Raw genomic sequence first — 13327 nt, 5'->3', positions numbered from 1 at the left:
AGGCTTCGATAGTTTTAAATACATCTCACCATTGGGACGGCCCCGGCGCAATGGCCTGCCGGTGAGGTCGTCAGCGCGTCGCCGCCGACCGGAGTTCGCCCGCGACCGCCGACACGGCGGCCGGGCCCGCGCCGGCGGCGACCAGCGACCGGTAGCGGGGCAGGTACCGGGCCGCGCCGAAGGCCGCGACGGCGACCAGCTCGCCGCCGGCGAAGTAGCCCACGACCGTGCCCCGCACCGGGCCTCCGTCGAGCCCGTCGCCGTGCAGCGGGACGACCTCGTCGGCGAGGTCGGTGCGGCCGGCCACCTGGATCTTCAGGCCGAACTGGTCGGACCAGACGTAGGGCACCGCCGGGGGAGGCGGCTCGGCGCCGGTGATGGCGCACGCGACCGCCGCCGCCTGGTCCACCGCGCTGGTCCAGTGCTCGGCGCGATGGCGGCGGCGGCGTACCGGGTCCCACCAGGCCGCCATGTCGCCCAGGGCCCACACGTCGTCCGCGCCCGACGCGCGCCCGCCCGCGTCGCAGGCGACACCGCCGGCTGTGTCCAGCCCGCTGCCGTCCAGCCAGGTGAGGGCGGGCGCCGCGCCGACACCGGCCAGCGCGACGTCCGCCGACACCGTCGTCCCGTCCGCCAGCTCGACGGTACGGGCGTCGGTGAACCTCGCGATGCCGGCACCGCACCGCAGGTCGGCTCCGGCCTCGCGGAACAGCCGTGCGGCGAGCTCGCCCACCAGCGGCCCGAGCGCGCGTTCGCACGGCACCCGCCCGGCCTCCAGCACAATCACCTCCAGGCCCCGGAGCCGGGCGGCGTGCGCGGCCTCCGCGCCGATGAACCCGGCGCCGACGACCAGCAGCGACCGGGCCTCCGCGAGCGCGTCACGCAGCGCCAGGGCGTCGTCCAGGCCGCGCAATGTGGCGACGCCGTCGGGTTGTCCGGGCAGCCTGCGCGCGGCGACCCCGGTCGCGAGCACCACGGCGTCGCCCGTGATCCGGGCGCCGTCCTCCAGCTCGACCGTGGTCCCGTGCAGCGCGACGGCCGCCGCGCCGAGGCGGGCGGACACGCCGATCTCGTCGAGCCCCGGCTTGTCGCGCAGCACCGCCCGGTCCGGCTCCCAGGCGCCGGTCAGGATCTGCTTCGACAGCGGCGGCCGGTCGTAGGGTGGGTGGGGCTCGGCGCCGACCAGGGTGATGCGGCCCAGGTACCCGCGTGAGCGCAGGTTCTCGGCGGTGCGCACACCGCCCAGGCCCGCGCCCACCACGACGACGTGCTCACGTGGCGCCGGCATCGTCGCCCGCCTTCGTCTCGTCGTCGGTCGCTCCGGTGACTTCGGCGGGCGGCCGGTGCCAGAACAGGGCGAGCTGGGCGGCGGCGCCGGCGAGCCCGAGCCCCGCCGCGACGGCGGCGGCGCGGGCGCCGGTCAGCCTGCCGTCCACGCCCAGAACGCGATCGACGCTCCAGCGCCCGGGGCCGAGCGCGGCCAGCGCGACGGTCGCGAGGGCGAGGTTGAGCACGTACTCGTAGCCCTCGGCGTTGACGAAGAACCCGTTCGGCTGGTGCACCGAGCGGGCGGCGACCCCCATCGTCCCGACCACCGCGGCCGCGGCGAGCGGGGTGCCGGCGCCGAGGAGCAGCGCCGCGCCCGCGCCCGTCTCCACCGCCGCGCTGGCCTGTGCCTGCAACCGGGGCCGGTCGAAGCCGATCGAGCCGAACCAGCGCGCGGTGCCCTCGATGGTGCGGCCGTGGCGGACGCCGTGCGCGATCATCGTGCCGCCGATGGCGGCGCGCAGCAGCAGCCGCGCCACGTCCTTGCCGCGATCCCGGGGTCGGGTTCCCACCGGTCGTTCCTCCCGTCTCGGCATCACGCGTCCGCGAGCATGACGCGGGCGGTGCCCGGCGCGAGCCGGCGTCCGCCCTCGTCCTCGGTCCACACGTCGAGGTCCACGAGCACCCGCCCGTCCTCCTCGGACACCTTCACGACCCGTCCGCGCGCGGTGACCCGCATGTCCTTGGTGTTCGGCGCGCGGAACCGGCAGCTCACGCTCACGATGGCGCCGTCGGGTCCCACCCACTGGCGCAGCAGGTTGTGCAGGTAGGCCAGTTGCAGGTTCCCCATCCCGAAAGCGCCGGGCATGCCCGCCGCGCGGCCGGCCTCGTCGTCCATGTGCATCGGCACGAACTCGTCGTTGACCGCGGCGTACCGGTTCCAGTTCGCGAATCCCGTCCGGCGCGCGAACGGCGGGATCTCGTCCCCCTCGCGCGGCACGCCGGCGATCGGTGTCGCGGCCACTGTCATCACCCTCTCAGTACCTGATGAGCGTCATGCGGCTGCGTTTGACCAGCTCGTCGCGCTGGTTGGTCCAGGTGTCCTCGAACACGGTCATGAGCATCGGGCCGAGCCTGCCGCTGCGCTCGGCGTACGAGGCGAGGCGGGTGACCGAGGTGATGACGTCGCCGGGCCGCATGCGGACGCCGTAGTCGACCTCGACGCCGCCGTTGAGCTGGTTGCGCAGGCCGGGCGGGGTGATCCCGAGCTGCTTCTCGGTGCTGCCGGGGTCGTTGCCGGCCTGCCGCGCCCCGGCGCGGGGCCCGTCCGCGGTCATCCAGGCGAAGGGGTTGAACTCCTCGGGGGCGACGATCCCCTTGTGCACGGTGGCCGCGGCCTCCTCGGCGTCCCAGAACATCGCGGGCGGCGGCTCGGGGTAGTACACCGCGATCGCCCATCGCCGGATGTCGGACTCGGCGATGGGGAAGCTGACGCTGCGGCGCAGCTCCCTGCCCACGGCCGCCTTCATCTCCTCGCTGATCAACTCTCCTCCTACCCGTCGTTGCGCAGCAGCAGCACTCCGGCCGGCGTCAGCCCGCCGCTGCTGACCACGGCCACCCGGGCGCCCGGGACCTGCCGCTCGCCGGCCTGGCCGCGAAGCTGCACGATCGCCTCGTGCAGCAGTCCCATGCCGTGGGTGCGGCCGTGCGAGAGCTGGCCGCCGTGGGTGTTGAGCGGCAGCACCCCGTCGCGGGCGATGTTCTTGCCGGTGTCCAGGAAGTCCTTCGCCTCGCCGATCCCGCAGAAGCCGAGCGCCTCGATCCAGGACAGGCAGTTGAAGGTGAATCCGTCGTACAGTTCGGCGACGTCCACGTCGGACGGGCGCAGCGTGGTGCGGGTCCACAGGTGGGCGGCGGGGCCGAGGACCTGTGGCTCGTGCGTGCTGGTGCTCTGGTCCCACTCCAGGCGCTCGACGATCTGGGTGCCGACCGCCTCCACCCGGATCGGCCGGCCCGGCAGGTCGGCGGCCGTGTCGGCGGCGGAGACCACGACCGCCACCGCGCCGTCGCAGGGAACGTCGCAGTCGTACAGCCCGAACGGCGTCGTGATCAGCCGTGCCTGAAGGTAGTCGTCCATGGTCAGCGGGTCGCGGTAGATGGCGGTCGGGTTCAGGGCCGCGTTCGCCCGCTGGTTGAGCGCGATCCAGCCCAGCGTCTCGCGGGTCGCGCCGTAGCGGTGGAAGTACCTCTGGGCGGTCTGGGCCAGGACGTGCGCCGCGGAGGTGGCGCCGAAGGGCGCCCCCCAGCCCATGTCGCCGGTCAGCCGGCCCCCGGCCGGGACGATCCGCCCCTGACGGGCCAGCTCGTCGTGGGTGGCCTGCCACAGGGTGCGGAAGCACAGCACGTGCCGGGCCAGGCCCGCGGACACCGCCAGCATCGCCTCGATGACCGAGCCGCCGGGCCCGAAGGTCTCGCCGCCTCCGCTGTGCCAGGTGGGCCGCACTCGCAGCGCCGCCTCCAGCGCGGTCACCCCGCCCTCGCCGAACCCGCCCTGCAGCCCGCCGCCGGGATAGGTGGCCAGGCCGTCGATGTCGTCCATGGTCAGGCCGGCGTCGGCCACGGCGGCCTCGCACGCCTCCACGGTCAGCGCGAGCGGGTCGGCCATGAGGCGGCGGCCGATGCGGGACATGCCGATGCCGGTGAGCGCGACGTCGTCCTCGAACTTGCGGGCACGCGGCATCGGGCGCACCGAGCGGCGGACCTGCTCGGGGTCCATCTCGTCCGGGGGAAGGGGGGCCGGCGGCGGCTGCTCGGCCGAGGGCCGGAACAGCGGCAGCCAGACGTCCTCGGCCCGCTCGAACACCACCTCCATCCGCATCCCGAGCCTCAGCGCCCCGGCCTCGCACCCGACCGCGGTCGTGGTGAGCCGGACCCGCGGGTCCTCCTCGATCGCGACCTGCGCCACGATGTACGGCGAGGGCAGGCCCGGCAGCCGGAACCGGTGGCTCACGGTGAACCCGATGAGGGTCGCGTATCCGGACACGACCCGCACGCCGAGGTCGTGGCCGCGGCAGTACGGGCACACCGGCTTGGGCGGGTGGACGAGGGCGGCGCAGGAGGCGCACTCCTGCAGCCGCAGCCGCCCGTCGGCCCCGGACGTCCAGTAGAACTCCGTCCACGGCGTGACGAGCGGCAGCGGCCGTCCCTGCTCCCCGCTCACCGCCCGGCCTCGCGATCGGTGCGCATCGCCGGTCCTCCTGTCAGACGTGGAAGTCCTGGAACTTCAGGTACGAGCCCGCGTCCACGCGCATCTGCATGCCGGTGACGTAGCGCGCCTCGTCGGAGGCGAGGTAGACCACGGCGTTGCTGACGTCCACGGGCTCGATGTACGGCACGGGCATGGCCTGCTGGGCCGGGAAGGCGAGCTCGGCGTCCTCGCGCGTCGGGTTCTCCAGGTCGGGGCGGAACGCCTTGTACATCGGCGGGCTCTGCAGCATGTCGGTGTCGCAGTTGGTCGGGTGCACCGCGTTGGCCCGGATGCTGCGGGGCGCGAGGTTGCGGGCCAGCTCGTGGATGAACTCCGACAGCGCGCGCTTGGCGTACTGGTAGGACGCGCCGCCGGGGTCGGCCCCGGGCTGCGCCACGCCGTTGCCCGACATGAACACGGCCGCCGAGCCGACCGCCATCACCGAGGCGCCCTCCTTCAGGTGCGGCAGCGCCGCGTGGATCGCGTTGATCGTGCCGACCAGCATGGTGTCCACGCCGTCGGCCCACGCCTGCAACGCCGGCTCGCCGGTCATCGGGGCGATCCCGGCCTGAGCCACGACCACGTCGAGCCTGCCGAACGCGGAGATGCCCTGCTCCAGCGCGGCGATCAGCGCCGGCCGGTCGCGCACGTCGGCCTCGACGGCCACGATGCGCCGGCCCCGCTCCTCGACGAGCCTGACGGTCTCCTTCAGGTCGTCCGGCGTGGCCATCGGGTACTTGACCGTCTCGAAGTCGCGGCACCTGTCCACCGCGATGATGTCGGCCCCTTCCTCCGCCAGGCGCACGGCGTGGCTGCGCCCCTGCCCGCGCGCGGCGCCGGTGATGAAGGCAACCTTTCCCGCGACTCGCCCCATCTGTGACCTTCCTCTCCTACGGCCGGCCCCGGGACGCCTCCCGGGGCGGCGACGGTGTGTTACTGCGTCTCGAAGGGCGCGCGGTCAGCGCGCGGGGCCGGGCGCCGAGGCGAGCGCGCGTGCCTGCCCGGGCTCGGTGAGCAGACCGGCCAGGACCTGGTGCGCGGCGCCCAGCGGGCCGAGGTCGCCGCCCAGTTCGCATGCGACGTCCCGCACGATGGCGACGTCCTTGCCGACGAACTCGCCCACGGCACGGGCGAAGCCGGCCACGGTGCCGTGCGCGCCGATCCCGGCGAGCGCCCGGCTGGCGCCGCTGCCGTGCTGGAGGGCCTGGATCACGGCCGTCTCCTCCAGGCCGAGGTGCGCCGCGAGCTCGACGGCGTGGGCCAGCAGGCCGATGTTGGCCGCGAAGACCGCGTTGTTGATCAGCTTGACCCGCTGCCCCGCCCCTTCGGGGCCGACGTGCAGCACCGGGTCGCCGTACGCGGTGAGGACCGGCATGGCCCGGGCCATCGCGGCGCCGGCGCCGCCGGCGAACAGGGTCACCCGCCCGGCCTCGACGTCGTGGGGGCCGCCGCTGACGGGCGCGTCCACCACCAGGGCGTCGCGCTCCGCCGCGGCCCGGGCCAGTTCCTCGGCCGTGCGCGGGCTCCCGGTGGTGTGCACGACCAGGACGGCTCCGGCCGGCAGCGCGGCGACGACGCCGCCGTCGAGGCAGACCTGCCGGACCTGCTCGTCGGTGTGCACGCACACGACGACCGCGTCGGCTCCGCCGGCGATCCCGGTCAGGGCGGGCACGACTTCCGCGCCGTCGCCGGCCAGGGCCCGCCGGGCCGCGTCGGTGCGGGCGAAGACGCGCACGGCGTGACCGGCGGCGAGGAGACGCCGCACCATCGGGCGGCCGATGCGGCCGGCGCCGGCGAACCCCACGCGCATGCGCGTTCCTCCTCCTGTCCGGCCGGCCGTCATCGGGGATGCCCCATCGCGGCGAGCGCGGCGTCGGCCGCGTCGATCGCGGCCACGGCCTTGGCCCCCGCCGCGTCGGCCAGGTCGGCGAGCAGGCGCACGTCCTTGCGCAGCAGCGGCCCGGCGTGCTGGGCCATCGCCCCCAGGTCGAACCCCGAGCGGGGAAGGAGCCGCGCCGCCGCGAAGCTGGCGCCCGACCCGTGCGCGACCACCTCGGCGAACTGCGCGGGATCGACGCCGAGCGCGCGGCCCAGCGTGTACGCGCCGTCGGCCGCGGCGAGGTTCGCGGTCAGCAGGAAGTTGTTGAGGATCTTCGCGAGCTGGCCCGCGCCCACGCCGCCGAGATGCAGGACCGGGCTGCCGTAGGTCTCGAAGACCGGCCGGCACGCCTCCACCGCACGCGCGTCGCCGCCCGCCATCACCAGCAGGCGCCCGCGCAGCGCGGCCTCTCCCCCGCCGCTGACGGGCGCGTCCACGAGATCGACTCCCCGGGCCGCCGCCCGCTCGGCGAGGCGGCGGCAGGTGTCGGGGTGCACGGTGCTGTGCACCGCGATGATGCCGCCCTCGGCCATTTCCGGCAGCACGCCGCCGACCACCTCTTCGACGCCGGCGTCGTCCACGACGCAGACGCACACCAGGTCGCAGGCGGCGCCCAGCTCGGCGGGCGAGGCGGCCACGGCCGCGGGGGTGTCCGCGAAGGGCTCCACGGCGGCCGGGCGGCGGGCCCACAGCGTGGTGGGGAAGCCGGACTCGGCGATCCTGCGCGCCATCGGCCCGCCCTGGCTGCCGAGCCCGATGAAGCCGACGCGGCGGACGACACCGCCCGGCGCGCTCACGTGCTCGCTCATGTCTGCGCCCCGCATCGGCTAGATGTTGAAGCGCAGGGCGCCGTCGATCCGGATGACCTCGCCGTTGAGGTAGTCGTTGTCGATGATCTGCATGGCGAGCCTGGCGTACTCGTCCGCGTGGCCCATGCGCTTGGGGTTCGGCACGGCGGGGCCCCACTTGGCCTGGGCCTCCTCCTCGCTCATCCCGTACGCCGGGGTGAAGAACGTCCCCGGCGCGATGCACATGATCCGGACGCCGGCCGGCGCGAGGTCGCGCGCGGCGGTCAGGGTCAGGCCGATCACGCCGCCCTTCGCGGCGGAGTAGTCGGTCTGGCCGACCTGGCCCTCGAACCCGGCGATGGACGCGGTGGTGATGACGACGCCGCGCTGGCCGGAGTCCAGGGGGTCGTTGCGCGTCATGGCCGCCGCGGCCTTGCTCATCACGTTGAAGGTGCCGCTGAGGAAGATGTCGACCGTGCGCCGGAAGGTCTCCAGCGGGTAGGGCTCGCCCTTCCGGTTCACGATGCGCCGCCCCGCGGCGGGCCCGCCGTGCACGACCACCGCCGCGCGCAGCGCGCCCAGCCCGGCCGCGGCGTCCACCGCGGCGAGCACGGAGTCCTCGTCGGTGACGTCGGTCTGCACGAAGCGGACCTTGTCCGCGCCCAGGGCCTCCTCGAACGCCTTGCCCTTGTCCGCGTCGAGGTCGGCTATGACGACCTTGACCCCGGCGGCGACGAGCCGCCGCACCGTGGCCTGGCCGAATCCCCCCGCTCCGCCGGTCACCAGGGCCGACGCCGCGTTCAGTTCCACTGCTCTCTCCTGTCTGCCGGGGTGGGCCGGCCGGTCACACCGCTTCGCCGGCGTCGAGTAGCGCGACGAGCTCGCGTCGCAGGATCTTTCCGGTGGGCGAGGTCGGCAGCTCGTCCACGAACACCAGGTCGTCGGGGGTCTTCGAGCCGCGCAGACGCTCGCGGACCCAGGCGCGCAGGTCGTCCTCGCCGGGGGCGTGGCCGGGCCGTACGACGACGAAGGCGCCGATGCGCTGCCCCCACTCGACGTCGGGGATGCCGGCCACCACGCAGTCGAGGACGGCCGGGTGCCTGACCAGGACGTCCTCGATCTCGGCGGGGGCGATGTTCTCGCCGCCGCGGATGATCGTGTCGTCGGCCCTGCCGCGTACGAACAGGAAGCCGGCCTCGTCCAGGTAGCCGCGGTCGCGGGTGGGGAACCAGCCGTCGGGCCGGACCGCGCGTCCCGCTTCCAGGTACTCGCCGGCGATCTGGGGGCCGCGGGCGACGATGTCGCCCTCCACGCCCGGCGGGCACGGGTTGCCGTCGGGGTCGTGCACCTGGATCTCCACCGACGGCAGGGGGCGCCCCACCGAGCCGAGCCGGGCCCGCACCGCCGGGTCGTCGCCGGCCACGGCCTCCCGGTGGTCCTCCGGGCCGAGCACCGCGATCGACGACGCCGTTTCCGTCAGGCCGTAGGCGTTGACGAACCCGGCTCGCGGGAACAGCCGCAGCGCCTGCTCCACGACCTCACCGGCGATCTTCGCGCCGCCGTACGATATCGTCCGCAGGCTCTCCGGGCCCTGCCGGCCGCGTTCCCGCAGCTCGGCCACGATGCGCACCAGCATGGTCGGCACGACCATCGCGTGGGTGACGCGCTGCTCCTCCACCAGGTCCAGCCAGGCGTCCGGGGTGAACCTGTCCAGGTAGACGATGCGGCGGCCGCTGTAGATGTTGGACAGCGCGTTGGCCACCGCCGCGATGTGGTACGGCGGGACGCTGACCAGCGCCGCGTCCGTCTCGGAGGCCGCGGCGAACTCCACCGAGCCGAAGATGTACGCCGCCAGGTTGCGGTGCCGCAGCACGGCGCTCTTCGGCGCCGCCGTCGTGCCGCTCGTCATGAGCAGGACCGCGACCGAGTCGGGGTGCGGGGTGACCGCCGCGAACGGCATCTCGTCGGGGGCAAGGTCAGCGGGGGCAGTGTCGCCGGGGGGAGTGTCGTCTGGGGCAATGTCGGCGAAGAAGCCGGCCGGGACGGTCTCGCGCCCCGGCACCCGCTCCGGCGTGTCGGTGGCGACCAGGGGCCTGCCCTGCCGGTCGAGCACCTCGGCGAGCTGCCGGTCGCCGAGCCGGTAGTTCAGCGGCAGGAACGGCACGCCCGCGAACACCGCGGCGAACAGCGCGACCGGGAAGCCGGGGCCGTTGGGCCCGAGGTACACCAGCCGGTCGGCGCCGGACGCGACGATGTGCCGCGCCCCGGCGAGCGCCTTGGCGCGCAGGCCGGCGGCGGTCAGGCCGCCGTCGCGGTCGCCGATGAGGACCCGGTCCGGCATCCCCTCGGCGACCATGTCGAGGATCGTCGCCAGGTTCATCCCGCGGCCCCGCGGCTCGGGTCAGGCACGGCCCCTCCTGACCTGGTTGAAGGGCACGCCGCGGTCGGCGGCGTACTCGCGCGGCATGCCGAGCAGCCTTTCGCTGACGATGTTGCGCGACATCTCGACGCTGCCGCCGCCCAGGCTGCTGCCCTGCCGCATCAGGTAGCCGATGCCCGCCTCGCCCAGGACGCCGGGCTCGTCGCCGGCGGCGACCGCCGCGCAGGCGCCGGCGACCCGCATCGCCACGTCCCGTTCCAGGCGCATGGCCTCCGCGCCCATCAGGCGCATCAGCGAGGCCGCGGCCGGAGGGAGGTGGCCGCCCGCGATGGCCCGCGTCACCCGGGCGGCCGTCTGTCCGGAGACCGTGGACGTCGCCAGCCACTCTCCGATCAGTTCCCGCACCTCCGGATCGCCGGCCCGGCCGGCGGCGCGGGCGACGTCGATGGGGGTCGGCAGCTTCCTGCTCGGGGCGAAGCCCCGGCCGCTGACGTAGGGGGACCCGCCGCCCATCGCGGTGCGCTCGTGGTAGAGCTGCCTGGTCGCCACGGCCCACCCGCCGTTGACCTCGCCGACGACGGCCGAGGCCGGGAGCCGTACGTTGTCGAAGAACTCCTCGCAGAACTCCGCCGTGCCGTCCACCATCGCGACCCGGTTCATCGTGATGCCCTCGCCCTTGGTGGGCATCAGGAACATCGTCAGCCCGTGGTGCTTGGGCACGGTGGGATCGGTGCGCGCCAGGCACAACGCGTAGTCGCCGGCGTAGGCCGAGGAGCTCCAGGTCTTGGCCCCGTTGAGGATCCAGGTGTCGCCGTCGAGCTCGGCCCTGGTCAGCAGGCCGGCCAGGTCCGAGCCGCCGCTGGGCTCGGACAGGAACTGCACCAGGACCTCCTCGCCCCGCAGCACGGCCCCGATGTGCTCGCGCTTGTGCTCCTCCGAGCCCATGTCCAGGATGGTCGGCAGGCAGATGCTGAGCGTCGGGATGTTCAGCAGCAGGGGCATCTCGTAGCCGTCGGCCTCCTCGGTGAAGGCCCGCTGGTGGGCGGGGGTGAGCCCGAGGCCGCCGTACTCGGCCGGATAGCAGATGCCGGCGAATCCGCCCTCGTACAGCTTGCGCTGCAGTTCCCGGGCGCGGTGCCATGCCTCCAGCTCATCGCCGGGCGCGGGCGCGCTCTCCTCGGCGCGCGGCATGTTCGCGGCCAGCCAGGCCCGCGCGCGCAGCCGGAACGACTCGACGCTTTCGGTCGTGCCATCGGTCATCGATGTCGGCCTCTCAGAGCGATGCGAGGTCGGCGAGGCGCCGACGGTGGTCCTGCGGGGTCCCGTACAGGGACCGGTTCGACGTGGCCCGGCGCAGGTACAGGTGCAGGTCGTGCTCCCAGGTGAGCCCGATCCCGCCGTGGATCTGCACGCAGTCCTGCAGGATCGCCAGCGACCTGTCGCCGACGTACGACTTGGCGGTGCTCACCGGCTCGGCGGCGCCGGCCGAGCCCTCCTGTACGGCCGACGCCGCCGCCGCGGTCGTCGCGTGGCATGCCTCCAGCCAGGTCCGCATGTCGGCGAAACGGTGTTTGAGCGCCTGGTAGGAGGCGATCGGGCGGCCGAAGGTGTACCTGTCGCGGGCCCACTGGGTGGTCATCTCGAAGACCCGGTCGAGCCCGCCGCACACCTCGGCGCACTGGATCACCAGCGCGACCTGCGTCTGCCGTTCCACCACCTCGCCGGCGCCGGGCCGCCCCACCATGGCCGCCTCATCGACGCGCACGCCGTCGAAGCGCACCGCCCCGTGGTGCCGGGCGAGGTCAAGGCTCCACTGCCGCTCGACGGTCACGCCCGGGGTGGCGGCCGGGACCAGGAACTGCGCCGTGCCCTGCGGCGTCGCGGCGGTGACCAGGAACAGGTCGGCGTCGCCGGCGGCCTCCACGCGGTCCTTGACGCCGTCGAGGCGGAAGCCGCCCTCCGCCGGCCTGGCCGTGAGCCCCGGCTCCAGCGGCGCCCACTGCCGGCCCGGCTCGTAGACCGCCCAGGTCGCCACGGCCTCCCCGGAGACCAGCGACTCGATCGCCGCGCTGTGGTCCGGCCCGGTGCCGTGCGCGGCCACCAGCCCGGCGAGCACGGTGTTCGTCGCGAGCAGCGGCCCGGGGGCGACGCCGGCTCCGAGCACCTCGGCCAGGAGCGCGAGGTCGCGCACTCCCTCGCCGGAGACACTGCCGCCGCCGAGTTCCTCCGGGACGAGCATGGCCGTCCAGCCGAGTTCGGCGCCCCGCCGCCACCAGTCGCGGTCGAAGCCGGCGCCGGCGTCCATCCTGCGGATGCGGTCGAGGGGGTACTCCTTGTCCAGGAAGTCCTTCGCGGCGGCCTCGAAGAGCTTCTGGTCCGGGGAGAGTTCAGGGTCCATCGGGACACTTCCTTGCGTCATCGTGCCGGTGGGCCGACGTGCCAAGCAGATCACATTGATAGAAAGGCGTCAATGTATCGAACTATCTAAACGAAGGGGTCGCCCTCGATCTCCTCCGTGCCGAAGAAGATCGGCGCGCCGAAGGTGTCGCGGACGTCGGTCACGACCAGGCCGTCGCGGATGCGCCGGGTGCGCACACCGTGCTTGGACAGCCAGGACACGGCGGAGTCGATGTCGAGGACCTTGAACCGGAGGCTGTAGATCATGTTGCCCCACTGCTCGACATGCCGGCCGAGGTCGCACTCGCCGTTCAGCGGCTCGGCGAGCTGGAGCAGGCAGTCGCCGAGCTGGAGGGTCTGGTACCTCGCCCCCAGGTCCTGATCCGTCCCGGCCTGGATCGGGACCGCCTGCATGACGTCGACGTACGTCTTCACCGCCGACTCCAGGTCCCTGACCCCGAGCGTCACATAGGAGAAGCGCTCGATGGTCAGCGGATGCGTCCGCCACAGCCGCACCAGCGAGGACCACATGTCCAGATCCCGCGGCTCGCCCGGCATGTCCATGCCGCACAGCTCGACCATGAGCCCGGCGGTGTCGCGAGGGCTCGGGAAGAAGTACATCGTGTCCGGATCGGCCTTCTCCAGCCGCCCGCCACCGGGTTTGCCGATGTAGACGCCCTTTCGGATGAGGCGGTCCGCCAGGCCCGTCAGGTCGTCCACCTTGTACCCCACCGAGTGCAGGTGCCGGCCGAACCTGGAGTAGAACCTGCCGACCGGCTTGGTGACGTCGGGCGGCATCCTCGGCGCCATCGTCTCCACGCACAGATCCCCGACCATGATCAGATTGGCGTAGCGATCCTCGATCGGCAGGTAGTTCGGCTCGTCCACGCCCATGAACACCACCCCGCCCATCACGTCCTCGTAGAACGCGCGCAGCGCCTGGACGTCGTCGGTCATGTGCACGACATGGACCATCTGCCCGATGCCGTGGTCACCGGTGCGTTTGACGACCTTCTTCACGGTGTTCTCCTCAGTCCTCGGGCCCGCGCCGTACGTAGAACTCGATCCGCGGCGGGTTCCCGGTCAGGTCCACACCCTCGGAGGTGACCCGGCCCGCGCCGACGGCTTGCGACAGTTTCGCCGCGGCGTCCCGCACGTCGTCCTCGTCCAGCTCGTAGACGGCCAGGTACCGGTTCGACGGTCCCGCCGCGGCCGGGTCGACGAGTTCGTACCGGGTCACTCTCGTGACCGAGGGGATCGCGGCGCGCACGTCCGGGATGTGGGTGGTGGTGTACCACTCCTCGAACGCCTCGGCGTCCCCGGACGCCGGGCTGGTCCAGGTGAGCATCAATGCCTTGGCCACTGGCCTC

At 73.7% G+C, this 13327-nt stretch carries 14 protein-coding genes; all 14 read right to left on the bottom strand.

Going from position 1 to position 13327, the window contains the following annotated elements; translation table 11 throughout:
• Positions 1–70: 70 nt before the first annotated feature.
• The 14 genes from HNP84_RS34725 to HNP84_RS34660 all read right to left on the bottom strand — a co-directional run bounded on the left by HNP84_RS34725 (position 71) and on the right by HNP84_RS34660 (position 13320).
• The gene (locus HNP84_RS34725; RefSeq protein WP_185054283.1) at positions 71–1288 is read right to left on the bottom strand and encodes an NAD(P)/FAD-dependent oxidoreductase; all 1218 of its coding nucleotides are present in this window, start codon (positions 1286–1288) and stop codon (positions 71–73) included.
• The gene (locus HNP84_RS34720; RefSeq protein ID WP_312926448.1) at positions 1272–1838 is read right to left on the bottom strand and encodes a DoxX family protein; all 567 of its coding nucleotides are present in this window, start codon (positions 1836–1838) and stop codon (positions 1272–1274) included. The genes HNP84_RS34725 and HNP84_RS34720 overlap by 17 nt, the downstream gene beginning before the upstream one ends.
• A gap of 23 nt (positions 1839–1861) precedes the next feature.
• On the bottom strand, positions 1862–2290 hold the full coding sequence (locus HNP84_RS34715; RefSeq protein WP_221337146.1) for a MaoC/PaaZ C-terminal domain-containing protein: 429 nt from the start codon (positions 2288–2290) through the stop codon (positions 1862–1864).
• Positions 2291–2303: 13 nt separating this feature from the next.
• Positions 2304–2810: an FAS1-like dehydratase domain-containing protein gene (locus HNP84_RS34710; RefSeq protein ID WP_221337145.1), complete on the bottom strand. Its 507-nt coding sequence runs from the start codon at positions 2808–2810 to the stop codon at positions 2304–2306.
• Between the two features lie 8 nt (positions 2811–2818).
• Positions 2819–4486 carry a thiolase C-terminal domain-containing protein gene (locus HNP84_RS34705; RefSeq protein ID WP_185054280.1) on the bottom strand — a complete coding sequence of 556 codons (1668 nt, stop codon included), beginning with the start codon at positions 4484–4486 and terminating at the stop codon, positions 2819–2821.
• A 40-nt stretch (positions 4487–4526) separates the two neighbouring features.
• Complete coding sequence (locus HNP84_RS34700; protein ID WP_185054279.1) at positions 4527–5387, bottom strand: mycofactocin-coupled SDR family oxidoreductase; 861 nt, start codon at positions 5385–5387, stop codon at positions 4527–4529.
• An 84-nt stretch (positions 5388–5471) separates the two neighbouring features.
• Positions 5472–6323, bottom strand: a complete 852-nt coding sequence (locus HNP84_RS34695; protein WP_185054278.1) for an NAD(P)-dependent oxidoreductase — start codon at positions 6321–6323, stop codon at positions 5472–5474.
• 29 nt (positions 6324–6352) lie between these two features.
• The gene (locus HNP84_RS34690; RefSeq protein ID WP_221337144.1) at positions 6353–7216 is read right to left on the bottom strand and encodes an NAD(P)-dependent oxidoreductase; all 864 of its coding nucleotides are present in this window, start codon (positions 7214–7216) and stop codon (positions 6353–6355) included.
• A 3-nt stretch (positions 7217–7219) separates the two neighbouring features.
• On the bottom strand, positions 7220–7990 hold the full coding sequence (locus tag HNP84_RS34685; RefSeq protein ID WP_185054277.1) for an SDR family NAD(P)-dependent oxidoreductase: 771 nt from the start codon (positions 7988–7990) through the stop codon (positions 7220–7222).
• Between the two features lie 34 nt (positions 7991–8024).
• Complete coding sequence (locus HNP84_RS34680; protein WP_185054276.1) at positions 8025–9560, bottom strand: class I adenylate-forming enzyme family protein; 1536 nt, start codon at positions 9558–9560, stop codon at positions 8025–8027.
• Between the two features lie 21 nt (positions 9561–9581).
• Positions 9582–10820 carry an acyl-CoA dehydrogenase family protein gene (locus HNP84_RS34675; protein ID WP_185054275.1) on the bottom strand — a complete coding sequence of 413 codons (1239 nt, stop codon included), beginning with the start codon at positions 10818–10820 and terminating at the stop codon, positions 9582–9584.
• Between the two features lie 13 nt (positions 10821–10833).
• Positions 10834–11958, bottom strand: a complete 1125-nt coding sequence (locus HNP84_RS34670) for an acyl-CoA dehydrogenase family protein (protein WP_185054274.1) — start codon at positions 11956–11958, stop codon at positions 10834–10836.
• Between the two features lie 86 nt (positions 11959–12044).
• Positions 12045–12977, bottom strand: a complete 933-nt coding sequence (locus tag HNP84_RS34665) for a VOC family protein (protein ID WP_185054273.1) — start codon at positions 12975–12977, stop codon at positions 12045–12047.
• A 10-nt stretch (positions 12978–12987) separates the two neighbouring features.
• Complete coding sequence (locus tag HNP84_RS34660) at positions 12988–13320, bottom strand: DUF4286 family protein (protein ID WP_185054272.1); 333 nt, start codon at positions 13318–13320, stop codon at positions 12988–12990.
• Positions 13321–13327 lie beyond the last annotated feature (7 nt).

Source organism: Thermocatellispora tengchongensis (assembly GCF_014202315.1).
Taxonomy (GTDB): domain Bacteria; phylum Actinomycetota; class Actinomycetes; order Streptosporangiales; family Streptosporangiaceae; genus Thermocatellispora; species Thermocatellispora tengchongensis.
This window is presented reverse-complemented; position numbering and strand designations above follow the sequence as displayed.